Genomic DNA, 24,992 nt, shown 5'->3' on the forward strand with positions numbered 1-24,992 from the left:
TAGGCGCTGCCTGAGATATTATGACTTAGATAATCAGCCTAAAACGTTAAACACAGACAAGCATTCCTCATACGCCAATGCGATTGCACGCTTGAAGAAGGTAGGCGCTGCCTGAGATATTATGACTTAGATAATCAGCCTAAAACGTTAAACACAGACAAGCATTCCTCATACGCCAATGCGATTGCACGCTTGAAGAAGGAGGGACGACTGCGAACGGATGTCGAGCAACGGCAAGTGAAGTATCTCAATAATGGTATCGAGTCCGATCACGCCCCCATCAAGAAGCTCGTTGTCGCCACCGGCGGTTTCAAAATACGAAAGCGAGCCTGGTCAACCATCCAGGGATTCGAATCATTACGGATGGTAAACAAAGGCCAGTTTGATTTCTGGTTACGTCATGATGAACGTAAAACCCTTGTGCGGGAGAGATCCGCCTTTATGAATCGTTTATTCAATGTTGAAGTGATTTACTCGTAATTTTAAGTCAATGACTGACTAGATCCGCCTCATCAGATTATTTGCAACAGCCCCCCCTCATACACCAATGCGATTGCTCGCTTGAAAAAGGAGGGTCGACTGCGAGCTAATGTCGAGCAGCGGCAAGTTAAGAACCTCAATAATGGCATTGATCCGATGAAGTTGTTTACCAGTAATCATTAACCACATCACTGGGTAGATCTGCCTTATCTGATTAGTTGCAACAATCCCCGTCTACTCATCCGCACCAAATCGTAACGTTAAAATCACTTGATCGTAAAGAGTTATTTAGATTGACGTCACAAAGACATGCAGCAAAAGCGCTTAAACATTTACCTAGCATACATTCCAATATAAATTTCTTATCACTCGCTCACCAATGATATTCGTAACGTTACGATAATTAATGCGGTAGTTGGGCAGAGTGAATTTTTTGGCATTTGGAGTAGAAAATGATTAAGGGCATAGTTCCGCTTATTCTTATCGCAGGGGTATCCACCTCTGCTCTTGCTAGTGATTTAGCCATAATCGCGCAGCAACAAGAACAGACTCAGACCGACCTGTATAGCAAATACAGTCACGCCTTCTCTACTGGCGGCGAAGAGCTCAATAACCCGTTTAACTCTCAAGAGATTAAAGTTGATGCGGTAATCACTACTCCAAGTGGCGCCACGTTAACAGTCCCTATGTTCTACAAGGACTCAACAGGCGAGAAGACTGTCTGGGGTTTGAATTTTGCACCTCAAGAAGTCGGCAAATATCAGTATCAAGTCGTTGCAAGGCATGACGGCGAAGAGGTTCAGTCTAAGTCATTTACTTTTAACTCCCTTGAATCTGATGCTCAGGGCTTTCTGACCAACGATGGCAACATGGGTAGCTGGGCGTTTGATAATGGCGATCGATTCCGCGGTGTGGGCTTAAACATCGGCTGGGAAGCTCGTATAACTATTGGCGACAATCCAGATTACACATACGAATACTGGATGCGTCAGATGAAAAAGGACGACATTAATCTTGTTCGTACATGGGTTAATGCTCCGTGGAATATCCCACTAGAGTGGAAAAAGCCAGTATATGGTCGCTACTCAAAAAACAATGCTCCGGGTCTTCACCCAGAAGGTATCGAGCGCTTTGATTACCTTATCGAACATGCTGAAAAAAATGACGTGAAGCTAATCCTGGCTATGGATTATCACGGTTCATTATGGGCAAAAGACCATGATAACTGGGGCAATGACTTCTGGAAGTCTAACCCGTACAACGTTAAGAATGGTGGCCCAGCAGCGACGCCAGAAGAATTCTTCACTCATCCAGGTGCCATCTCTCGCTATCAAGACCGTCTGCGTTACATCGTAGCTCGTTGGGGCTACAGCACTAACATTGCTGCTATCGAGTTCTGGAACGAAGTCGATAACGCTATTTACAAGAAAGACCAGAACATTTCACCGAAGGCTGTTACTGAATGGCATCAGGTCATGTCTGATTACCTTGAAGAGATAGACCCATACAACCACATCAAGACCACCAGCATCAGTCATAAGCTGCCAAAGGGCTTGTTCAATGTTGAAGGTCTAGATCTAATCCAGTCTCACTTGTATGGCATGCCTGCAAAAACTTCTGAGATGAAGATTAAGCAATTTTCGAAACGTTACAAAAAGAGCTACGCAGTAGGCGAAGCCGCTCTAGGCTGGGAAGGTGTTAATAGCCGTATCGAAGAGTACGCACTGCATCTGCATGAAAACCTATGGGTTGCCATGTTCAACAAGACCCCGTTCCTGCCTTTGACTTGGTGGTGGGAAGACTACGACTCTGCGGAACAGAACTTCCATCTTAAGCACGCTGCTAACTTCATCGACAACCTGACCTCAACAGATGATCTGTTTGTCAGCACTGACTCGGTGAAGGTTGAGCACAAGCTAATGCGTCGAGCGTTAAACAACAACGGTACGCACTACATCTGGGTTAAGAACAACAAGAAAGACGATCTGTCAGATATCGGCATCACGCTTACTAACAAGAAAGGCGTGAGCATTGATGGCGAATACAACCTCAGCATGTACGACACATGGACAGGCAAAACGACCTCATTAAACAAAGTTAGCGCAAGCGATAACAAGTTGAATTTTGAATTGGACAGTCTTGATGCACAAAAAGACGTTGTCCTGATCTTGAGTAAGTAGTCCCATTAACAAGTAGTGAGTTTTATTAATGAATAAGAAAATACTATCTTGCCTAGTAGCAGGCGCGGTGATGTCGGCGCCAGCAATGGCAATCTCTGACCCTGAATTTTTTGGCTATGCCAAGTGGGGTAAGATTTTTACCAACGACGACACCACCAACGACGGTACAGGTGAGTTAAAAGACATTACTCGCACAAAAGGCGGCATCGGTAACTTCCGTCTAGGTAACGAGCTTAAGTGGTGGGAAGCAGGTCTAAAGGGTGACGTTTACGAATCCGGTGATACTAACTGGGACGTTACTTGGATGATCGGTAATGGTGGTGGTGATTGGAGTAACATCATGACCATGCAGATGTACACTAGTGCAACTGGCGTTCTAGAAAGTGTGCCAGAAGCTAAAGTGTGGGCTGGTAAGCGCTACTATCGTAAGCACGAAGCGTATTTGATTGACGTTAAATACTGGGATACCGCTGACACAGGTCTTGGTATCGAAGACGTTGATGTAGGTTTCGGTAAGTTCCATGCAGCATGGTTTATGCCTGACGCTAAATGGGGTCAGCCTATTGAAAAAGAAGATGGCTCGCTGGACTACAAAGCTGGCGCATTCCACAACCTTGATTTCCGTGTTTCTGACATTCGTTTCGCCAAAGGCGCATCTTTAACACTAGGTGTTAACTACGCTACATTGCAAAACCGTGACATGTCTCCATCAGAATTCAACATCTCTGATGACGGTCTAATGCTGTCTGCTGTGTACGCACAAACGTGGTCAAAAGGTGTTAACCGTCTAGCTGTTCAATACGGCACAGATGGTCTAGCTGGTGGTCTAATGAATGGTATTGGCACAGAGAGTCAGTACCGCATTGGTCTAGAACATGAAGGCAGCAGCATTCGCGTATTCAACGAAGGTGAGATGCGACTAACCCCTCAAATTGATATGATGTACGCAATTGCTTATCAAGATGTAGATCTTGATAACGGCAACGGCTTTGAGTGGGCTTCTGCCTCTGTCATGCCGCAATACGCATGGAATAAGTACCATACTACAGCATTCCAGGTCGGCTACGACTTTGCTAAAGACCAAACAGGCATCGGCAAGAACGAAACATTTAAGGCAACTATCTCTCAGCAGATTCAAGCCGGTGAAGGCGTATGGGCTCGACCAGCCATTCGCGTTTTTGCTAGCTACATTGACCAAACTCAAGATTGGGCACCAGGCGGTAACGAGTGGGGCGCAATTCCTGGCAAGGCTGCATTTGCTGAAAGCTTTGCTAAAGATGAAGTTGTATTCGGCGCAAACTTTGAAGCGTGGTGGTAACAGCTTTTAACTAACGATACGGGCTGCCCTCAAAGGCGGCCCTTTGTTGTATCTGAGGTACACAAATGAAAAACACAAAGAAAACGATCCTAACTAGCGCACTACTTCTAACTTTATTCGGCTGTAGCTCGTTTAATGAGCCTAATACCGGCTCTTTGCCAATAACGCCAACAAGCAGTTTTTCGGCGCTATCTGACTCGTCTTGCTGCGAAAGCCTACAGTCGCTTCCGTTAGAGCAAATACAGATGAACGATCAGCTATACGCTACTCTTGAGGCAAGCAAGCCAAAAATCAGCATCGATGGCAACGAAAGCTTTGCTGTCGCCTACGCTTTATCAGATAGCATCAAAGACCGATATCTCGACGTATCTGCATTAGTTATCGAAAACACTGTTCTATCCCCTGCCGTAAGCCTGTACGACGCGAACTGGAATCGCATTAGCAAGATTGACGCTGGCTCATTTACCTATGCCCCTGCAAAGTTTGGCGATAATGACCGCCTTGAAGTTAGCATCGATCTGACATCGGCTAGACATTATCAGGCTCGATACATTGTCGTTCATGCTGATCACGATTCTCTTAACGAAACCTTCACGCTTATTCACCCAGAAGAGCTATACGCAGAAGGACGCGGAATAATACCAATGCCGCGCGAGAAGCAGCACGCCACTCTTGTGCCTACAGGTCTAGTTCGTCTGAAACTTAATCGTAGAAACATAATTTCTAAACTGTTCTCGGGAACAGGCTCTCAGTCAACTATTACTGACTCTACAGCACTTCATTCAAGAGCTACTGGAATCGTCACTCACAAAGAAGATATAGCGTCTGGGGAGCGACACGAAGCGATAAAGCAAGCTATCGCAGACAAAGACTTTGCAACAGCTCTAAGTCTCGTAGAAGAGTCTGAGCGAAACGGTGACGTAGAAGCTCGTAGACTGTTTCTGAACGCACTAGAAAACCAGTAAATAATTACCTCTCAAAATTGGGCTCAATCAAGAGCCCAATAAAATACGTCTCTTGTCCCACCCTCTATTTCAAACTTCTTTAGTCACAACAAATGTTTTTATTGTTTAAAGAGGAAATCTTATGCACAAAAAACTTAGGTTATACGCAATCATGTCACTCGCTGCATTATCTATCGTCTCATGTTCTTCCATGCCAGAACAAACTCTAATTGCCCCTGACAACAGCCATATTCAGTATGTTGGAAGGGTTGATCTCAGTGATGGCGACCCTATGAGAATCACATGGCCAGGGACTACGATTAAGGCTAACTTCACCGGCACTTCTTTGTCAGTTATCTTCGACGACGATAAAGGCAAGAACTACTTCAATGTATTTTTGGACAATGACTTTGAAAACCCGATTGTCATTCAATGCCAGAAAGGACGTAAGGAATATCTGATAGCAGATAACCTACTCGACGGAAATCATTCGGTTGTTATTGCTAAACGAACTGAGGGGCACGAGGGAGGCACTAACTTCTATGGTCTGCTCATCGACCAAGATGCTCAATTAAACCCACCACCATCTCGCTTATCTCGTCGTATCGAGTTCTACGGTGACTCTGTCACTAGTGGGCTTGGCAACGAAGCGCCTTTCGATGGCGGGGACAAAGAGTTGGCAGAGAAAAACAACTACATGAGCTATGCTGCAATCACTGCAAGAAACCTTAATGCAGAGCCCTCTAGCATATCGTCTAGTGGCATCGGTTTAATGGTTAGCTGGTTCGATTGGACAATGACTGACTATTACGATCAACTTGATGGGACAGGTACAAATGGCGAGAAGTGGGATTTTAGCCAGTGGACGCCTGACGTTGTTGTTATCAACATAATGCAAAATGATAGCTGGCTAGTGGACAGTCAGCTTAAACCTACCCCAACTGACGATCAGCACACTCAGGCGTATTATGACTTCCTGCACTCTATTCGCAGTAAGTACCCAGATAGCTACATTGTCGCGACGCTTGGCAATATGGATATAGTAAAGAAAGGAAGCAAATGGCCGGCTTACGTTGAGTCTGCTGTAGAGCAATATCGCCGTAACAATGACGATGACAAAATCGATAGTTTTTTCTTTGAGTATTCGGGCTTTGATAAGCACCCTAGAATTGTTCATCACAAGGCAATGTCAGAGGAATTGACGCAGTTTCTCAAGACCAAGATGAGTTGGTAGCTTTTCTAGAAATAAAATAAAAGCCGTCACTATGACGGCTTTTTTGTTGGAGGTAACAGATTAGCTGTCGTCTTTTATTTTAAATTGAGACACCAGTTCTTTTAACTGTACCGCTTGAGCTCTTAGTTCAACACAATCCTGACTTACCCTCGTTGCACTACCTGCATTTGAGTACGAAATGGCGGTAATTCCGGCCACGAGTCCGCTAACATCTTCAACAACCCTAGACTGCTCTTCTGTCGCTGTCGCGATTTGTATATTCATGTCGCTCATATTCTGAATAGCCTTAGATATCCCAAGCAACTTGACTCCCGACTCCGTTGCAAATTCTCTTGATGTTTCGGCAGTCTTAACTCCGGTCATCATAGCTTCAACACTTTCGCCTGAGCGCATCTGTAGTCGATCAATGATGCTCTTGATTTCTATCGTTGAATCATGACTGCGACTTGCAAGCCTTCTAACTTCGTCGGCAACAACGGCAAATCCTCGACCACTTTCGCCTGCACGCGCAGCTTCAATCGCAGCGTTCAAGGCTAGAAGGTTGGTTTGTTCTGATATGCTTTGAATTACTTCCAGTACCGAACTTATTGCAATCGCCTCTTGAGCTAACTGCTGAATAACTTCTGATGTGGAGGCCATTTGACTCTCCATTGACGATACATGCTCAATTGTATCATTTACGGACTGATGACCGTCAGACGCGTCAGTTTCGATGACACCAACACCGTTGGCCGCCTGACTAGCGTTCGCTGCTATCTCGTTAACTGTGTGGCCCATCTCTTGGATTGCAGTCGCCACCATGTCAGTTTGATTTTGCTGCTCTAGCACATCTTCGCTAATGCCTGTCATTTGATCATCTATCGACTCGACCCCTTCAAAAAGAGCCAAGCTTGCATTTTGCACTTGATTTAACATATCGACCAAAGATTCAACGAATCGGTTGTAGCTACCTGATAGGCGACCAATCTCATCGTCACTGCTGTCATCTAGCCTTGCTGATAAATCTCCATCGCCTGATGCAATTTCCTCAAGCATCTGACCGACTTTTTTAAGAGGATCGATTGTCTTGGAGATTGTCCACGCTGCAATCACGATGAACAGGAGAGTTATAAAGCCGCCTATGGTAGAGAGCGTTATCGTTAGGTCAGTTGTGCCTTGAAACACTTCTTCCGTAGGAAGTTCGGCAACTACAAACCAGCCAAGATGAGGCAAATACTGTGAAGCGACAATGGCATCGCCCTTGCTGCTAGAAATGGTAAGAACTTTAGTAGACTTGGCATCTAACAATGTTGGAAGGGATTGCTCAAAATATTGCGACAAATTCATGTTTAGTGCCGATGAGTCACCATGTACTCGGATATTCCCCTCTGCATCGGTTAGGAATATACGGCCAAGCTGCCCAATCCTGTACCCTTTGATCATTTCGCTCATTTCGGACATTGGCAAACTAATGCCTGCAACGCCCAGCCCGGTTCCTTCCGACTTGATGGCAAAGTTGATAAATAGCCCAATATTCGATGTTACAGGGTCAATATCAAGTGACAGTTCATATTCCTTTCCACTATTAAGAAAATCATAGAACCACCGATCTTTGTCGTTAGTAGGCGATAGCGTCTTGATTAGTCCTCGATCAGTAAAATAGTTGCCACTCTCTGATGAGATTATGAATGTACTTAGCGATTTGTACTGTTGCTTTACAGAAGAAAGGTAACGAGTCACCTTTTCATTTTCAGCAGACAGTGCCGATTGTTTGAGTAGACTTAGGTAATCTGGGTTTGAGGCAATCCCTCTAGATGCCGCAACGGGCGTGGCCAAATGTATCTCGACACCCTCAGTAACGGACAGCAATACAGCAGGCAACTCAACGTTGCGCAGTCTATCTTCTATAGCACCTCTAGCGGCTTGACCTGAGACGAGAGTGAGAATTATGGCTGTCGATGCGATAGCCAATACTGTGGTCAATATTAATTTTGTTTTAACGTTCATATGTAAGATCTTTAAATGCAAAAAAAGCCGCCAACAATGACGGCTTTTCTATGAAATTATTCAGGCTTAGTGGCTGCTAGCTTCTACACTGCCCAGCTGTGGAGCCCAGCCGTTTGAGTCGTTAACAGAAAGCGGGAAGATGATACGCAAGTACTTGTTCTCTGCGCCGATGTCTGTTGCTGTGTAAGCAACCTTCTGCCACTTGTCTACAATCTTATCGCCTTTGTGGGCGGAAATAGCTAGCGGAGTAAATACTTCGCCATCTTGAGATACTTCAATGGTGAACTCACCTACGTTCTTTTCTGACGGGTCACGCCAGAAGAAGCTGTTAACTTTCACTGCTTTCAGACCATCTGTAAATTCGTAAGTAATGTACTCTGCCTCATTGTACATGCGCAGAACACGGTCACTGTCACCGTCAAAACGACCATACTCATCGCCTTCTTCGAACTGCAAGTTCATTGAGCTATCGTAAGACAGATCTAGATTTTCAAACGTATCGATAAAGTTGCCGCCAGCAAACTCAATTGGAGTTTCAATCTTGTTGCCGCCAGAACAAGCCGCTAGCGCACCCACCATTAGAGCAAGAGATGTAGCTTTAACTACATTTTTTAATTTAAGAGAGTTCATTGGATACCTCGTGTGTGAATAGATTTAGCAGCCATGAGTCGTAACGTTACGATTGAATCTGCGATACGGGCTAATCTATCCTTATACTAGTAATATTTAAACGTCTATCATGTCAATGTGAGACATGAATCTAAGTAAAGCCAGTCAGGTTACTGACTGGCTATATTGATGAGAAATTGAATTAGTCTTTCAAATCAACTTTCATATACCCAAGCTGTGGTGCCCAAGGTTTACCATCCCCCGTTTGCGGGAAAATAATCTTCAGGTAACGGTAGCCTTTATCCCCATCAACAGTTGCCGTATAAGCGACCTTCTTATAGTAATAATTACCGCCAGCATCAGTAATATTGCTAGAAAGCGCCAAGCTGTCATAGCTTGTTCCGTCAGCAGACAGCTGAACGGTAAGATCTAGCGAACCAGCATTACCATTATCAAAGTAGGCATCCATCACAAGCGAAAGAATATCGCTATCAACCTTATACGTCATCGCATCGGCTTGATCGTCAATACGCTTGACTCGGTTGGCATCATTACCAAAATCAGAAGCACCGCCAGTATCAATCATCAGGTTACTTGTTGCCCACTGATCCATATAAAATACTTTACTGAAATCAGTAAAGTGATCTTCAAGGTAAAGATCAGGCGCAACGCCATTGGTAAACGACACAGCGTTTGAATACTCACTTTCCTGAGCCTTGCCACTAGCTGTCTCATTGAAGGCTTTTACTCGGTAAGAGTAGGTCGTATCCACCTTGACAGTTACATCATTGAATAGCTGCTGAATGGGTACATCTTTATGTGTAACATCTACACCAGTTGAGTTATCGACAACATCTTTGATGATGTAGCTGGTACTAGTGCTACCCGTTACAACATCATCGCCCACTACAGACCAGTTTGCATTGTTGCTACAATCTGCTTCACAACGCTCCACATCATAGTACTGAGCGTTCGTCACACCTTGCCAGCGAATATCTGATGCTACTTCGATAGGAAGCATAACAGGAGTACCATCAGGCGCTGGCAGCTCTGGTTTGCTTTCACCATTGATCTCGTAGGCCTTAGTCCACACTAGATCAATAATAGCCTGCTCTTCATAACCATCATTCGCGGCAAAACCTGGCCAATGATAGGCACGATAGTCAGTGCCTTCTTCAGAGTGGTCTAAGTAGCCACCGTTAGCATCTTGCTGACGAAGACTCCATAACATAATACCGGTTCCACCCTCATCAATAACGCTGTTAACAACATCAGACATCACATCCATGCCTTCTATGCCAACTTCACCTACAACAAAAGGCTTACGAGCGCCAGCTAGTTTCCAGTCTTTCAAGAAACGGGCTTTGTAATCATTGCTGTTCATGTCTGCGTTGACATAGTAATGGTTAGAAATGATATCAACATTGGTATCGCTGATTGAGGATTCAGAAATTACATAATCTGATCCATCCATAACTAGATGGTTGCTATCAATGGATTTGATGTAAGCCGCCATTTCTGCTGTCCAAGACGCAGGTACGTTACGCAGTTCGTTACCGGTTTCCCATGCAAGAATTGCCGGATCGTCTTTGTACTGTACGCCAGATAGCGCGTTAATACGGTTCAGAACATACTCAACAATCTTTTTATAATCAGCTTTCAATTGCGTATCGGTAAAAAACTCTTCTGCTGTTTTACCGCGTGATTGAGCAAGCTCAGTGATGCCGCCCCACCATGACCAATTATCGATAAACGGAATAACAATTCTCACACCGTTTTTATTCGCAAGGTCAATCGCTTTATCCAATGACGCAAACATGTCGTCATTAAATTGCAACTCACCATTTTGATCAAAAGTAATGTGGAATGGACCATTAGGGTGATTTTCATTCTTAACTGAAAGCACATAGCTACGAGTAACTTTGCCGCCCATCGCAGCTATCGATTTAATCGCATCTTCGGTTTCAAATTGGTCGATTTTACTCCAGAACGGGCTTTCCTGCGTATGTAACTCAGGAGTGTTGAAAGAAACAAAGCGGAACTCGTTATTCCCCTCAAACAGCTTGTTGCCATCGGCACCGACGCCTCGCGTCACATAGTAGCCGAACACAGTCTGAGTATCAGTGATCACCTCTGCTGGAACTGGAAGCGGTTCTTGTCCACCAGCAACCGGCCCACTACCACCACGAACATTGTCATCTGCTGCGGCTGGGTTGGCCTCTACATCTAACATAAGATCGCCAAGCTGAGGGTTCCACGGGAGCTCATCATTGCCATCAAGAACAGGGAAAGTAACCTTCACGAAATCATAGCCATCAGGGATATCTGACAGAATCATTTCAACTCGGGTCACCCAATCAGAGCTTTCCGCCGTAGCAATGTCAGTTGTAAGGTCAAATTTCTCATAATCAGCGCCGGTTTTAGACAAGTAAACGCCAAACTCAGTTTTATCGCTAACTTTGTTGTCATAGTAGGTGACTAAAGAAAGGTTTTTAACATTGCCATCGAGCAGGTATTCTATGTGCTGTAATGTATTGCTTCCGCGCTTAAGCCTAGTATTGTCTTCAAAATAGTATTCTGAGTTCTGATCATCAACACCGATGTTAGATGAATAGGTCAGCATGCCGTCAAAGTTAGTAATATCAACTGCCACTGTATTGCCTGAACTTGAGCCTGAATTGCTATCAGCACTTTTCTCTTCGTCATGGTCTAACACGTTACACCCTGACAATGCGCCGATGATGACGGCGAGCGCCGTCATTCTCATAGCGCCTTTGGGTATGACACTTTTCTTATTTTTGTAAGATTGGTTCATGTTATTCATTTATACCTCGTCTTATCACGCCTTAAAATCGCAACGTTACTAAAAATCAAACATATGACATCTGAGTGGGGAATGGTGAGAACCTAGTCGATATGGGGTGTATTTATAAGCATTTACTTCTAATATTGAGCGTTGAGTCTAAATTATCATTCTGATTTTAGACCTGAATCGAAACGTTATAAAAACAAAGGGAAGTGAGGATAACCCCACTTCCCTATAGGACTTAATCAGAATTAATTAAGATCGATAGAACCGATTTGCAGAACGCCTGAGTCTGAAACAGACTGATTATTCACACCATTAATGCTGCGGTTAACATACAATGCGATTTTCTCAACACGTTTTAGCTCAAGAGTCTGAGTTGCGCCCTGCCAGTGTGGCTTTTTAAAGTCACTGAATGGGATCTCAACTAGCTTCTCTTCTGTCGAGTCAAGAATATGGTAGTACTCCCAATGCTCGCCATCTGCCTCTGCGAACTGAATAACCATGATGTTGCCAGAGCCATCGCCTTTAAGCTTAAGCGTCATCTTTTCAGCTTCGCTCCAATCATACGGTTCAGTAAACGAACGAACCTTGCCAGCATAGCCATCGCCGCCACCTAGTTTGTAGTCAAACTTCATACCGTCGTTTTCTAGCGTTGTCGTGATGCTTCCGTCCGTATTAGCGAATGACCAAGCACCTTGACCGTTTAGCTGGCTATTGTCAGCGTAATCGTCAAAGCTATCTACAGTCGTCATCTTCTTAGCGTGTTGTAGATGAGCTGGGATATCGAGCTTCATCTCGCCCACGCCTACTTTAACGTTAGCAAGCTTAGCACCCTTGCCCTTTTCTGCTGGTGGGAACTCAACGCGAAGATGAGTAAACCCAGAATCTAGTGAATAGCCGGTATAGGTAGATTTGCTCTTGTCGCCAACCACATAGCTATTAGCGTCAACATAAGATTCGCCATCTTTTGACAGTAATACCTTAAGCGCAACGCCATGCGAATTGTAGCCTTCTAGCCAGAACGAATTAATATCGCCTGCAAAGTCGTAATCAACCCAAGAAGAGCTCTTATCAGTCGAAGAAAGCTTTCCGCTCTTGATAACAAACGACTCACCCGACTTATCAGACAACTTATCTAAAGAGGCTAGCTTGTCTTCGAATAGACCATTCGTGTAGCCCTTGTTCACTACTGACTCAATGTTAGAGTATTCAGTAGAACCGCTCTCATTGAAGCCCTTGATGCGGTAGTAGTATGTCTCGCCAACCTTCGCGCTTTCATCTTGGAACAGCATTTGAGTTTTGGCATTTTCATGCGCAGTGCCCGTCCAATCAGTAACAGTAGTAGTGAAGTAATTTTCATCACCAGTGCCGCCGAACTGAACATCATCACCTACAACAGACCACTGCTTCTGGTCTACAGAGCGCTCAATAACATAATATTGCGCACTAGTAACACCGCGCCAGCGAATGTCTGACGTAGAAGTAATTTGCAGGATTTCAGGTACACCATTAGGCGCAGGGAGAACAGGCTTCTCTAGACCTTGAATGCGGTATGCAGCATCCCACATGAAGTCTAGGATGTTTTGCTCATCATATTCTTTGTTTTCATCAAAGCCAGGCCAATGGTAAGAGTGGAACTTAGTACCATCTTCTGGGTGATCCATGTAGCCACCGTTAGCATCATGAGAACGTAGGCTCCAAAGCATGACGCCAGTAGCGCCTTCATCAATCACAGAGTTCACAGCGGAAGTGATATCTTTATAGTCTGAAAGACCTGTTTCGCCAAGAATGAAAGGCTTACGCTTACCTAGCTGTTTCCAATCGTTAAGGAAGCGAGTCTTATAGTTCCCGCCATAGTAGTGGTTGGAAATGATATCGATATTAGGATCGCTCATAGAAGCTTCAGACAAGTTAACTTCTTTGCCGTCCATCACTAGGTGCGTTGGGTCGATGCTCTTGATGAATGCAGCCATTTCCGCTGTCCACTCGTCTGTCGCACCACGTAGCTCGTTACCTGTTTCCCATGCAAAGATAGCCGGGTCATCTTTGTACTTAACGCCAGTAATTGTGTTAGTACGGTTCAGCAAGTAGCTGACAATAGTCTTGTAGTCTTCTCGTAGCCGCTTATCGCCATAGAAGTCTTTTTCCGTCTTGCCTCTGAAAGCAGCTAGGTCAGTGATGCCGCCCCACCAGCTCCAATGGTCAATGAATGGGAAAATAAGTCGAACGCCATGCTTGTTAGCTAGCGCCAGCGTTTTATCTAGAGAAACAAACAGCTCTTCATTGAAGACAATCTGCTGACTTTCTTTGTCAAAGCTGATGTGTACCGGCACTCGCGCTGGGTTCGCTTCATTGAATACAGACAGTACGTAGCTACGAGTTACCTGACCACCGATTGCATCAATTGTCTTAAGAGCATCTTCTGTCTCAAACTCATCAATCATGCCCCAATACGGGTCTTCTTGAATGTGAAGGTTTGGAACGTTGAATGATGCGAAACGAAACTCGCGATCACCTTCAAACAGCTTGTTACCGTCTTCGCCAACACCTCGAGTGATGTAATAGTCAAACTTGGTGTTAGTAGCTTGTTTGACACTCTGCGGGACTGAAATAGGCTCTTGACCACCTGCTACAGGACCATATGATTGAGTAGCGCTTTCAATTGCAATTTGAGCCGATGATGTAGATTCAGATGTCTCTGAAAATACAGGTGCAGAGGCCATTAGCGCTATCGATACTAGACCAGCGACCTTAGAGTATTGTTTCATAGATGAACCCTTGATTACGGAAAACATATTGGATAAATACCTTTCTGTTGTTTCAAGAGAATGTTACTCATATGGAAAACTTTAGAAAGCGCTTACCGTTATAAATCCTCAATCTGTGACTTCAATCTAAGGTCGACAATTAGCGAGCTTGATCCACGCCAAGCTATAGTGCTGTTTGATACAATCGCCGTCACAGCTGGTGGCGCAAGCCTACCTAGCGATGTAAGTAATTGAAATACCGGCAGTATTCCTCTGGTATTACACGAAACGCTTATTGAGAAAGATTAAAACGTGTTAAAGTTATTGTTACGACTAACCAAAGGGTATTGAATTAGATTTATGGCGACGATTAATGATGTTTCACGGCTGGCGAAAGTATCAATCGCTACGGTATCTCGCGTATTAACCGGTAGTCGCGGTGTTCGTGAGAAAAGTCGCACGGCTGTGCTTGAAGCGGCTCAAGAGCTAAATTACCAGCCTAACGCTGCCGCCAGAGACTTAGCTCGTCAGAAGTCAGACAATATCGCCGTTCTGCTATTTGCTGATGACCAAGTGCGATTTTCCGTTATGGTTCCCTATCTTGAAAAACAGTTGTCGGATTTGGGCAAGAACATGATGCTGCATTTCTTCCGTACCGAACTCGAGCAATTTAAGCTGCTCAAGAGTTTAACGGAGAGCAGTTGTGAGGCTGTTATCTTGTTCGGAGGCTACGACACTGACATTAAATCGCCAAAGCTTCTAAAGGTTGATAGTAGTGATTGCGGCAGTCATTCAATCAATTACAACTACAACTTTGCTGCTGAGACAGCTACTCGATTCCTAGCAAACAAAGGTCATCGCAATATTGGTATGGTCATTGATTCGCGAGAAGATCAGGGTAGCAAAGAGATGATCAATGGCTTCAAGGTTGCTCAGAAGGAGTTAGCTCGCCCGTTAAACAGCCAGCTAATCTTCAATGCTATTCCTAATCTTGACCAGGCGGTTATCTCTCTAATCAATAACAAGAGCCAATGCTCTGCCATTATTGTTAAGCGTGACGTTCATGCCGCAGAAGCGATGAATCTTTTTCGTGAATTCGGCATTCGTGTTCCTGATGACATGTCGGTCATTAGCCTAGAGGGTTCTCAGTTAGCCCAGTACCTTTACCCAAAGCTAACAGTTATCACCTACCCTTATGAGTCCATTATCGACATCACCTTGTCGCGCCTTGAGGCTATCATTGGCGAAACTGGAATATCAGCTGACGCTTGCCCTGTAGCTGGCCGGTTAGTAAGTGGCGATTCTGTTGCTGTGTTCAATAAACCAGCATAACCCCTTCTTTTCTTTTAGAATCAGGTCACACATTCCGAAATTTCAGGTCATGATATTGTGCTAGAGTAATGCGAACTCACTTTGTGTGGGCGCATTTATCAATTAATCGTAACGTTACAATTATTGGCGAAGAAGAATATGTATTTAGCACTAGATATCGGTGGCTCATCGGTAAAGTACGCTTTAATCACTAACACTTGGGATCAAGTTGTCAAAGGGTCTTTTATCACCCCTAAAGACAGCCTTGATAGCCTTGTCAGCGAAATCGATAAAGTTGTAGAGCTTTCCCAAGAGAAGCTATCAGGCATTGCAGTAAGTATGCCGGGGGCTGTTAACAGCGATACGGGTATCGTAGGCGGTGCGAGCGCGATCCCTTACATCCACGGACCGAATATCAAGCAAACACTTTCTCTTCGCTATGACATGCCAGTGGAAATTGAGAATGACGCAAACTGCGCTGCTCTTGCTGAGGTATGGAAAGGCGCTGCAAGGAACATTAACGATTGCTGCTTCGTTGTTATCGGTACGGGCATTGGTGGGGCGATTGTCCGCGATAGAAAAATCCACAAGGGCAAGAATCTGCATGGCGGAGAATTTGGCTTCACTGTGGCGAACGTATCTTCTGATGGCGAACTGTTAACTTTCAGCGACCAAGCATCGACGCGCGGTCTTGTAGAGCATGTCGCTAAACGCAAGGGTATCCCTGCTCAATCGATAAATGGGCTTGATGTGTTTAGAATGGCAGATAGTGGCGATCAGAAAGTAATTGAAGAGATTCAGGACTATTATTTACGACTAGCAACAGGGTTGTTTAATATTCAGTATATTGAAGACCCAGAGGTTATTATTTTAGGCGGCGCTATTAGTAATCAGCCAGATTTGTTACCACAGCTTGAAAAGGCTTTAGATAAAATATTTGCGAAGATTGATTACGCAACGATTAGACCCAAACTTGCTATTTGCCAATTTAATAATGATGCCAATCTGTATGGCGCTCTATATCATTTTTTGGAAAAGCAAAAAGACACTGTTGCCTCTTAGTCTCTGACAAAAAAAAAGAGCAAGACATAAGCCTTGCTCTTTTCACTCTCTATCAATTATTGATTAAAGACGATTTCCGCCCTCTGCACCTGTCCAAACCCGCATTATACGATATGGCTTAGTACCTAGATCTCCTTTACCCGTAAAGGCATCGGTCATATTTAACTGGTTAACTGAAATATAAAGCCATCCACCCTCACCGAACTGCACACTATCCGGCCAGCTTATGCGCTCGTCTCGAACTAGAGGCATAAGCTGCCCTTCTTTGGTAAGAACATCTACGCCGTTGTCATTTGAGTTAGTGAAGTAGTGATTACCTGCACGGTCGGTACTTGCGCCATCAGATTCAGGCTTATGACCTTCTAACTTAATAGCAGCGGCAAGTTGCTCATCGCTACCTTCACGCAGCAGTTCAGTTGGGGCGCTATACCAGTGATTGCCAGTCATCGCTCCAAAGAAAATAGTATCGCCATTAGCAGAGAGCGTTATAGGGTTGACTCCTACTTCCATTGGAGCACCGAAGAAGTATGTTTGTTCTCCTCCAACGGTCATTGCTGCCCCTTTCTCTGCTTGTAAGCTATAGTGCCCCTCGAAACGACGTGTGTAGCCATCAGAGATACGTACCGCAAGTAGAGATGGGTTGTTGATATCGGCCAGATAGATCCATCCTCGCTTCGCATCTACAACCAAGTCCTGAATGAAACTGTCCTTACAGCATCATTTTTTCCTTTTATGCTGCTTTTTGGTTGGCGTTCTGCGCGAGATGCTTTAGCACGTCCGCACAAAAGTCCAGCTCGGCTGTATGATGATAAATCTCGCGGCACATGGATAGATGCTCAACAGGGCAATCCTCTTTTATCATTTTTGTTTTAATCAATAAAATCTCTGCTTTCAGTTGCTCTGCGAGAGTTTCAAAATATTTTTTGTTACCAGAATTAATCATAACCGTGCGGATACTGTGAACCGGAGAAATGATCGGAGTCGTGTTTTTTGCGGCGGCTTCAATAGCAGCGTGACCAGCAGCCGTGAGTGAATACAGTTTACGGCCTGGCTTGCCTTCTTGGTGGACGGTTGTGAACATAACCAGCCCCAATTTATCCAGCTTTGTCAGTTCACGATATACCTGTTGATGAGATGAACGCCATACGTGGCTTTTTGACATAGACTGAGTTAATTCATAGCCAGTTACGTTTCCATTCAGTAGCGAAAATAAAATGTGCATTGCTAGATTATTTAATTTCATTTTGTTCTCTTTTTATCAACTTTGTTTCGGTGCTAACTGGGTAAACAAAGATAGTCCTCTCCAGGTTTCTTCGTTAACTTATTTGCTTGACTGGATTATCACGTAGTCAATCCGTTGTCGATATCAACTTAAACGAAGCCGTAACGGCGATCACGAAGTAATCGAAGAGATTCAGGATTATTATTTACGACTAGCAGAAGAATTGTTTAATATTCAGTCTATTGAAGGCCAAGAGGTTATTGTTTTAGGCGGCGCTATTAGTAATCAGTCAGATTTGCCACCACAATTTGAAAAGGCTTTAGATAAAATCTTTGCTCAAATTGATTATGCGATGATTAGGCCAAAGCTTGCTATTTGTCAATTTAATAATGACGCTAACCTACATGGCACGTTATATAATTTCCTAACAGAAGTGCCGACCAAAGTTTAATTATATAGATTTAGAATATTTCTTGCGCTGGTTAAAAACAACAAATGAACGAAGTGATGCTGTTTCATTCTTCTTATTATTTAAAGTCTCATTTCGTTTTTTAAATTGTTTTTCTCTGGCGTTGTTAATAACATTCATTCTTTCTTCTGCCAAACAACAAACGCATCTATTAGTTGATGTGGTTTCTTGCAAACCATGTATTTTACAGTTGATCATTTTGGTTCCACATTAAGGAAAGTGATAGCCCCAAGCTCTCCCCCTCTCGAAGCTACCACTTTATTTAGTTGTTAATATTTAAACATCGTAACCGTTGTTTTCTAGTACCGTCTTAAACCAGTGACCAGACTTCTTAACACGCTTCGCTAAACCATTATCGATATCGACTTCAACGAAACCATAACGGTTCTTATAAGCGTTAGTCCAAGACCAGTTATCCATTGCAGTCCAAAGATGGTAACCGCGACAGTTAACGCCTTCTGCAATAGCCTTGTGTACCCAGTTCAGGTGGTCTTTGATGAACTCAATGCGGTAGTCATCTTCGATAATACCGTCAGCGTTACGGAACTTAGCTTCGCCCTCTACACCCATGCCATTCTCAGAGATAAAGCATTCGATGTTGTTGTAGCGGCCTTGTACTTCTTTTAGAAGGTCATAAATACCCTTCTCGTAGATTTCCCAACCGCGATGTGGGTTGATTTTCTTCCCAGGCCAATCATATTCGTCAAAGAACGATTCGGGCATTAGTGGTTCGCGTGGGTCAACTGGCGTTTCTTTCGCTTTAACTCGACGAGGCGAATAGTAGTTAACACCAAGAATGTCGATACGGTTCTGATGAATAACCTCTAGCTCTTTCTGATGCATTACAGGCATCAAATCATTTTGCTGATAGAAGCTGATTAGCTCTTGCGGATACTCGCCGTGAATAGCACAGTCCAAGAACGGACGGTTAAATAATAGCTCAGCGAGATCTTTAGCTTTCACATCTTCTGGGTTATTCTCATCGCGAGCATAGGTAGGACACAAGATCATGATAGAACCGATCTTTCCTTTGTGACCTGACTTGCGATATTCTTCAATTGCGCGAGCTTGAGCGTAAATCATGTTGTGCTGTACTTGAATGGCAACTTTGAAGTCCTGCTGACAAGGATAGTGCCAGCCACGAATATAGCCACATTCAACTACTGCTAGCGGTTCATTGAAAGTAAACCATTGCTTAATGCGATCACCGAATAGCTCAAATGCTTTCTTCGCGTATAGAGCATATAGCTCACAGACTTCTTTGTTTTCCCAGCCACCACGATTTTGAAGCTCGATAGGCATATCGAAGTGGAATAGGTTAATAAATGGTTCAATACCTTGAGCGATTAGCTCATCAATTACATTGTTGTAGAACTCAACTGCCTTCGGACAAGCTTCTGCTGTCTCGAAGTTAGTAATAAGACGTGACCACTGGATAGATGTACGGAAGCTATTATGACCAGTCTGTTTTAATAGAGCGATGTCATCTTTAAAGCTATGGTAAAAACCGCTTGTCAATTCAGGGCCGACTTCGTTAAAGAAGCAAACTGGTTGCGTCTTGAACCAATGATCCCAGATGTTCTTATGCGGCTTATCTGCTGCGCCCTCTGCTTGAGGACCAGATGACGCACTGCCCCACCAAAAATTTTCCGGGAACTTCAAAATAGACATAATACCTCAACAATAGCTTTTCTAATTAATATAAAAATTAAAGGGCTGCGAACAGCCCTTACGCTGTTAAGCGGTTGTGTTTGCAGGCTCTAGCTGAGCTTCTGCTTCTGCTTTATCTGCTTCAATCTCTTCACCATAGTACTTACGGTCAAGGATTCGAACGAATGGAAGGTAAATCATAGTAATCAGCACTAGGTTGATTAGCTGCATGATTGCGCCCTTGAATCCAGCGGTTAGGAAACCAGATACGAAGATAGGCGTAGTCCAAGGAATTGGCATACCGTTAGGGCTTGGCACAAGACCAATGTATGTAACGAAGTAAGTAAGTAGAGCAATGAAGATCGGACCAAACACCCAAGGAATCAGCATAACTGGGTTAAGGATGATCGGCATACCAAATACAATTGGTTCGTTTACGTTGAAGAGGTTTGCAGGTAGAGCCATCTTGCTTAGTGTTTTAAGCTGTCGAGATCGACCAACAATAAACACAGCAATGATAAGACCTAGCGTTAGACCACTACCACCCATCAGTAGGTAAACAGCACGGAACGAACTAGAAACGATGTAAGGAATATCGTCGCCGGCTAGGAACGCGGTGTAGTTTTCGATCATTAGAGAATCAAGAACCGGCGTCATCACAGAGTTGACTACCATGCCGCCGTGAATACCTAGCATCCATAGTAGCTGTTCAAACAGTACGATAATTACAAGAGCAACTGGGCCATCCGTAACTGCCTGTAGAGGCTTTTGAAGAATGTCGTAAATCATGCTGTGCATACTACCGAATGATGTGAAGTCAATCAGTACTTTAATACAGATGAATACAGCTAGCGCAGCAAACACAGGAACGATTGCATTGAATGATCGCGCAACACCATCTGGAACACTTTCAGGCATCTTAATGTATAGCTTGCGATCCATTACGAATTTAACGATGTGCGTAACAACGATACCCACAAAGATAGAAACGAATATGCCTTTAGCGCCAAGATACTCAACTGAAATGCCTTTAACTGAACCGCCATCATCAAGCTGAATAGAGAAAGGTAGCAGCATCAAGAAGCAGATAAGCGTAAGAATAGCAATCATAATCGCATCAAGCTTAAACCCTTTAGCAAGGTTGTAGCCGACGGAAATTGCGGTAATGACACCCATCAACCCAAAGGTTACATCTGCGATACCCCACATATAACTAGACCAGGTATCACCAAAGATACTAGCCATAAATTCACCGTAACCGGGAATTGGGAATGCAGCGATTAGAAGGAAAATAGAACCCGCGATAAGAAGCGGCATGTTAACAAGAAATGAATCCCTGATGGCATTCAAATACGTGTTTTTAGAAAACGCTTCTGCCACTGGCAGTAAAAAGCGCTCTAAGGTTTGAAATATTTTGGACATCAAATTACCTATTAGATTTGTCTAACAAAGTGTGGATGTAGTGCCTGAAATAGCTCCAGACAGCGGCACTATAAGAGATTGTGACCGCGCGGTAAACGCTTTCCCTTTTGGCGTTGGCAGAAGTGTGATTTACATCGCCTCAATTCCCAAATATCGCCAAAAAAAATGTGATCCACAACATGAATTTTTCTCTGAGTGCGTTTTTTCAATTTACAAAATCGCCATTGCCCTCGTCATTTTTCACTCAATAATGCATGTCTTTCTGAAAACCCCGTTAATTTATGCTTATCAAAACAATAATATAGGATGCGAATTGCATATTATAAGGGTTCGCTACCACTGATAAGGTGCATTTAGTTTGCTACTTATAGGTAGGAATGAACAACGCTAAAAATGTTATAGCTGGTGATCGACATCACAATGCCTGCAATTAAAAAACGGAAAGCGTTTACCTTAACGGTCCATGTGAATATAGTTCAGCCACCATATGAAAGGAGTAAGTCACTATGAAAAAGATTATGTTGTGTTGTTCAGCTGGCATGTCCACCAGTATTCTTGTTAAAAAAATGCAGAAAGAAGCTGATCAGCGTGGTCTTAAGGCTGAAATCAATGCTTTTGGCGCATCAGAGTTCGAACAGCAAGTTGGTAACTACCAAGTCGTTCTTCTTGGTCCACAAGTGAAATACATGCAGTCTGACCTACAAGGCAAAGCGAGAGCACACGGTGTTAAGGTTGAGCCTATCAACCCTATGGACTACGGCATGCAACGTGCAGACAAAGTTCTTGATTTCGCACTAGAGCTAATCGGGTAATTGGGGTTGGTCATGAAATTTACATTTCCCGAAGGGTTTTGGTGGGGCAGCGCGACATCTGCAACACAAAGTGAAGGCGCAGCTTTTGAAGGCGGCAAAGGCAAGAACATTTGGGATTTATGGTTCGAGCTTCAACCTACCCGCTTTCACAATCAAGTAAGCGCAACTGACGCTTCGACCTTTTACAGCAACTACCGTGACGACATCTCCCTAATGAAGAAAGTTGGTCACAATAGTTTCCGTACATCTATTTCTTGGTCGCGTCTGATCCCAGAAGGCACTGGCGCTGTTAACCAAGAAGCTGTTGATTTCTACAACAAGGTAATTGATGAACTGATCGCCCAAGGCGTTGAACCGTTCATAAACCTATTCCACTTTGACATGCCAGTGCCAATGCAAGAGAAAGGCGGCTGGGAATCTCGTGAAGTAGTAGATGCTTTCGCTGACTATGCCGAAGTGTGCTTTAAGCTGTTTGGCGACCGCGTTAAATACTGGTTCACATTCAACGAACCGATTGTTCCAGTTGAAGGCGGCTACCTATACGACTTCCACTACCCTAACGTTGTGGACTTTAAGCGAGCTGCTACAGTTGGCTACAACTCTATGCTTGCACATGGCAAAGCTGTTCAGAAGTTCCGTGCTCTAGAGCTAAGTGGTGATATCGGCATCATTCTTAATCTGACGCCTTCTTATCCGCGTTCCCAAAACCCTGCAGATTTAAAAGCCGCGAATATTGCAGATCTTATCTTTAACCGCAGCTTCCTTGACCCGTCAGTGCTGGGGGAATTCCCTCAAGAACTTATTGAGCTTCTAGCCGAACATGGCCAGCTTCCTGATTGTGAAGAAGGTGATAAGGAAATCCTAGCAGCGGGTAAAGTTGATTTACTGGGTATCAACTATTATCAGCCACGTCGAGTTTGTGCTCGCTCAAGCGCTGTTAACCCTGACAGCCCATTCATGCCTGAGTGGTTCTTCGACTACTACGAAATGCCAGGTCGTAAGATGAACCCGCATCGAGGCTGGGAAATCTATGAGAAAGGCATTTATGACATTCTCACAAATATTCGCGAGAACTACGGCAACGTTAAGTGCTTCATCTCTGAGAACGGTATGGGCGTTGAAAACGAACAGCAATTCGTTGTAGACGGTCAGATTCAAGATGACTACCGCATTGAGTTCATTAGCGAACACCTTAAGTGGACACATAAGGCTATTGCAGAAGGCGTTAACTGTCTTGGCTACCACATGTGGACATTTATTGATTGCTGGTCATGGTCTAACTCGTACAAGAACCGCTACGGCTTTATTCAGCTAGACCTAACAACTCAAACTCGCACCATCAAGAAGAGTGGTGACTGGTTTGCAGAACTATCGAAAAACAACGGCTTTAACTAAGAGATCAAATGATGGATTTAGAAGAACAGGTAATGGGCATTATCGTTAACGCTGGTCAGGCTCGTAGCTTGAGCTACGAAGCTCTTAGTTGCGCTAAGAAGGGTATGTTCGATGAAGCAGAGGTGTTACTGGCACAGGCTCAGGAGGCCGCGAATGCAGCGCATTTGGTTCAGACCAAATTGATTGAGTTTGATGAAGGTGAAGGTAAGACAAAAATGACTCTTGTCATGGTTCACGCACAAGATCACCTTATGACATCTATGCTGGCTAAAGAACTCGTTACTGAGATGATTTCTCTTTATAAGCGCGTTCCAGCTTAACCGCGCTTTAGTTTATCTGTACGCATTTGAGGGGGGCGAACGCCCTCCTTTTTTATAGGAGGTTACATGTTACGTCTAGGTCTAGATATTGGCGGCACTAAGATTGAAGCTAATGTTATTGATGAGAATGGCGAATGCGTTTTTAAGCATCGCATCCCTACCCCAACGGAAAATTACGACGAGTTTATTCTCGCTGTCACAAGTCTAGTTACGCAGGTTCGCGAAACAGTTAATGCTGAGTTCACAATCGGCATCGGACTGCCGGGAGCGATTAGCCCTGATACCGATCTTATCAAGAACTCGAACTGCCTTATCTTAAATGGCAATGACCTTCGTAGCGATCTAAATAAAGCACTATTCCAGCCAGTTTATATTGCTAATGATGCTGACTGCTTCACCTTGTCAGAAGCGATGGACGGCGCGGGACAAAATGGCAATACAGTATTTGGCGTTATCTTGGGAACAGGCTGCGGCGGTGGTTTAGTGGTTAACAAGCAGCTAGTTAGTGGCCCTAATGCCATTACAGGCGAATGGGGGCACAATTCATTGCCAGGGTATAACCCGTTTACTGATGGCAATGCGGGAACATGCTACTGTGAAAGAAGCAACTGCATAGAGCAATTTGTATCAGGAACAGGTTTCGCTAAGCGATATAACGATATTGGTCTATCTGCCCCTGAGATAATTGAAGCTGCTCAGTACGGCAATGCTACAGCTATCGCTCACTATAAGCATTTCATTGATGCTCTAGCGCGTAGTCTTGCAGCAGTAATCAATGTTATTGACCCGCACACAATCGTTTTTGGCGGTGGCATGTCGAACGTAGAATCTATTTACTACGACCTAAACGAAGCCATTGTCCCTTACGTATTCTCAGATACCTTCAACACTCAACTGCGCTCAGCTAGACATGGTGACGCGAGCGGCGTTCGTGGCGCAGCATGGTTACCGGCACTAGCTGAAAACAAGTAATTGCTGTTACATGACATTGTTGGCAAATGTAGATGCTTACATTTTAAATT

Annotated in this window: 21 protein-coding genes and 2 pseudogenes; 14 read left to right on the forward strand and 9 right to left on the reverse strand. The window is 44.1% G+C overall.

All coding sequences use genetic code 11. From position 1 onward, the window contains the following. Window positions 1–10: 10 nt before the first annotated feature. From L4D76_RS25895 to L4D76_RS25925, 7 genes and pseudogenes are all read left to right on the forward strand, one after another. Window positions 11–115 (forward strand): hypothetical protein, encoded by a 105-nt coding sequence (locus L4D76_RS25895; RefSeq protein WP_428443765.1) that lies wholly within the window; start codon window positions 11–13, stop codon window positions 113–115. Beyond that, window positions 103–480 (forward strand): annotated as a pseudogene (locus L4D76_RS25900) (DDE-type integrase/transposase/recombinase); the annotation flags it as partial. The gene L4D76_RS25895 and the pseudogene L4D76_RS25900, both read left to right, overlap by 13 nt. 36 nt (window positions 481–516) lie before the next feature. Next, window positions 517–633 (forward strand): annotated as a pseudogene (locus L4D76_RS25905) (DDE-type integrase/transposase/recombinase); the annotation flags it as partial. 299 nt (window positions 634–932) lie between these two features. Further along, window positions 933–2,660 carry a DUF5060 domain-containing protein gene (locus L4D76_RS25910; RefSeq protein ID WP_428443740.1) on the forward strand — a complete coding sequence of 576 codons (1,728 nt, stop codon included), beginning with the start codon at window positions 933–935 and terminating at the stop codon, window positions 2,658–2,660. A gap of 28 nt (window positions 2,661–2,688) precedes the next feature. After that, window positions 2,689–3,978 carry a carbohydrate porin gene (locus L4D76_RS25915; RefSeq protein WP_428443741.1) on the forward strand — a complete coding sequence of 430 codons (1,290 nt, stop codon included), beginning with the start codon at window positions 2,689–2,691 and terminating at the stop codon, window positions 3,976–3,978. 65 nt (window positions 3,979–4,043) lie between these two features. Further along, window positions 4,044–4,943 carry a MalM family protein gene (locus L4D76_RS25920; protein ID WP_428443742.1) on the forward strand — a complete coding sequence of 300 codons (900 nt, stop codon included), beginning with the start codon at window positions 4,044–4,046 and terminating at the stop codon, window positions 4,941–4,943. Between the two features lie 121 nt (window positions 4,944–5,064). After that, window positions 5,065–6,156, forward strand: a complete 1,092-nt coding sequence (locus L4D76_RS25925; RefSeq protein WP_428443743.1) for an SGNH/GDSL hydrolase family protein — start codon at window positions 5,065–5,067, stop codon at window positions 6,154–6,156. Between the two features lie 60 nt (window positions 6,157–6,216). Here the strand turns inward: L4D76_RS25925 and L4D76_RS25930 are convergent, their stop codons facing one another. The 4 genes from L4D76_RS25930 to L4D76_RS25945 form a co-directional block, all read right to left on the reverse strand. Then, window positions 6,217–8,142 (reverse strand): methyl-accepting chemotaxis protein, encoded by a 1,926-nt coding sequence (locus L4D76_RS25930; protein WP_428443744.1) that lies wholly within the window; start codon window positions 8,140–8,142, stop codon window positions 6,217–6,219. 66 nt (window positions 8,143–8,208) lie between these two features. Beyond that, window positions 8,209–8,772, reverse strand: a complete 564-nt coding sequence (locus L4D76_RS25935) for a discoidin domain-containing protein (protein WP_428443745.1) — start codon at window positions 8,770–8,772, stop codon at window positions 8,209–8,211. Between the two features lie 181 nt (window positions 8,773–8,953). Then, on the reverse strand, window positions 8,954–11,575 hold the full coding sequence (locus L4D76_RS25940; protein ID WP_428443746.1) for a glycoside hydrolase 5 family protein: 2,622 nt from the start codon (window positions 11,573–11,575) through the stop codon (window positions 8,954–8,956). A gap of 233 nt (window positions 11,576–11,808) precedes the next feature. Further along, window positions 11,809–14,328 (reverse strand): CIA30 family protein, encoded by a 2,520-nt coding sequence (locus L4D76_RS25945; protein WP_428443747.1) that lies wholly within the window; start codon window positions 14,326–14,328, stop codon window positions 11,809–11,811. A 339-nt stretch (window positions 14,329–14,667) separates the two neighbouring features. Here L4D76_RS25945 and L4D76_RS25950 point away from each other — a divergent pair, with 339 nt between their 5' ends. Both L4D76_RS25950 and L4D76_RS25955 read left to right on the forward strand, forming a co-directional pair. Beyond that, window positions 14,668–15,639 (forward strand): LacI family DNA-binding transcriptional regulator, encoded by a 972-nt coding sequence (locus L4D76_RS25950; protein WP_428443748.1) that lies wholly within the window; start codon window positions 14,668–14,670, stop codon window positions 15,637–15,639. Between the two features lie 138 nt (window positions 15,640–15,777). Beyond that, window positions 15,778–16,680: an ROK family protein gene (locus L4D76_RS25955; protein WP_428443749.1), complete on the forward strand. Its 903-nt coding sequence runs from the start codon at window positions 15,778–15,780 to the stop codon at window positions 16,678–16,680. 63 nt (window positions 16,681–16,743) lie between these two features. Here L4D76_RS25955 and L4D76_RS25960 read toward each other — a convergent pair whose 3' ends face one another. Both L4D76_RS25960 and L4D76_RS25965 read right to left on the reverse strand, forming a co-directional pair. Further along, window positions 16,744–17,379, reverse strand: a complete 636-nt coding sequence (locus L4D76_RS25960) for an L-dopachrome tautomerase-related protein (RefSeq protein WP_428443766.1) — start codon at window positions 17,377–17,379, stop codon at window positions 16,744–16,746. A 31-nt stretch (window positions 17,380–17,410) separates the two neighbouring features. Continuing rightward, window positions 17,411–17,923: a PadR family transcriptional regulator gene (locus L4D76_RS25965; protein ID WP_428443750.1), complete on the reverse strand. Its 513-nt coding sequence runs from the start codon at window positions 17,921–17,923 to the stop codon at window positions 17,411–17,413. A gap of 202 nt (window positions 17,924–18,125) precedes the next feature. On the opposite strand from L4D76_RS25965, the gene L4D76_RS25970 reads away from it, so the two are divergent. Then, window positions 18,126–18,353: a hypothetical protein gene (locus tag L4D76_RS25970; RefSeq protein WP_428443751.1), complete on the forward strand. Its 228-nt coding sequence runs from the start codon at window positions 18,126–18,128 to the stop codon at window positions 18,351–18,353. Here L4D76_RS25970 and L4D76_RS25975 read toward each other — a convergent pair whose 3' ends face one another. From L4D76_RS25975 to L4D76_RS25985, 3 genes are all read right to left on the reverse strand, one after another. Next, window positions 18,354–18,569: a hypothetical protein gene (locus L4D76_RS25975; RefSeq protein ID WP_428443752.1), complete on the reverse strand. Its 216-nt coding sequence runs from the start codon at window positions 18,567–18,569 to the stop codon at window positions 18,354–18,356. It abuts the gene before it with no gap. Between the two features lie 78 nt (window positions 18,570–18,647). Next, window positions 18,648–20,042: a glycoside hydrolase family 1 protein gene (locus tag L4D76_RS25980; protein WP_428443753.1), complete on the reverse strand. Its 1,395-nt coding sequence runs from the start codon at window positions 20,040–20,042 to the stop codon at window positions 18,648–18,650. Between the two features lie 66 nt (window positions 20,043–20,108). Then, window positions 20,109–21,443, reverse strand: coding sequence for a PTS sugar transporter subunit IIC (locus L4D76_RS25985; protein WP_428443754.1), 1,335 nt, complete (start codon window positions 21,441–21,443; stop codon window positions 20,109–20,111). Between the two features lie 506 nt (window positions 21,444–21,949). On the opposite strand from L4D76_RS25985, the gene L4D76_RS25990 reads away from it, so the two are divergent. From L4D76_RS25990 to L4D76_RS26005, 4 genes are all read left to right on the forward strand, one after another. Continuing rightward, window positions 21,950–22,255, forward strand: a complete 306-nt coding sequence (locus L4D76_RS25990; RefSeq protein ID WP_428443755.1) for a PTS sugar transporter subunit IIB — start codon at window positions 21,950–21,952, stop codon at window positions 22,253–22,255. A 12-nt stretch (window positions 22,256–22,267) separates the two neighbouring features. Next, a complete protein-coding gene (locus L4D76_RS25995; RefSeq protein ID WP_428443756.1) occupies window positions 22,268–23,650 on the forward strand; it encodes a glycoside hydrolase family 1 protein in 1,383 nt (460 codons plus the stop codon). Between the two features lie 11 nt (window positions 23,651–23,661). After that, window positions 23,662–23,970, forward strand: a complete 309-nt coding sequence (locus tag L4D76_RS26000; RefSeq protein WP_428443767.1) for a PTS lactose/cellobiose transporter subunit IIA — start codon at window positions 23,662–23,664, stop codon at window positions 23,968–23,970. A gap of 66 nt (window positions 23,971–24,036) precedes the next feature. Then, window positions 24,037–24,942, forward strand: a complete 906-nt coding sequence (locus L4D76_RS26005) for an ROK family protein (RefSeq protein WP_428443757.1) — start codon at window positions 24,037–24,039, stop codon at window positions 24,940–24,942. Window positions 24,943–24,992: the final 50 nt, after the last annotated feature.

This window comes from Photobacterium sagamiensis (assembly GCF_050337085.1).
Classification (GTDB): Bacteria; Pseudomonadota; Gammaproteobacteria; order Enterobacterales; family Vibrionaceae; genus Photobacterium; species Photobacterium sagamiensis.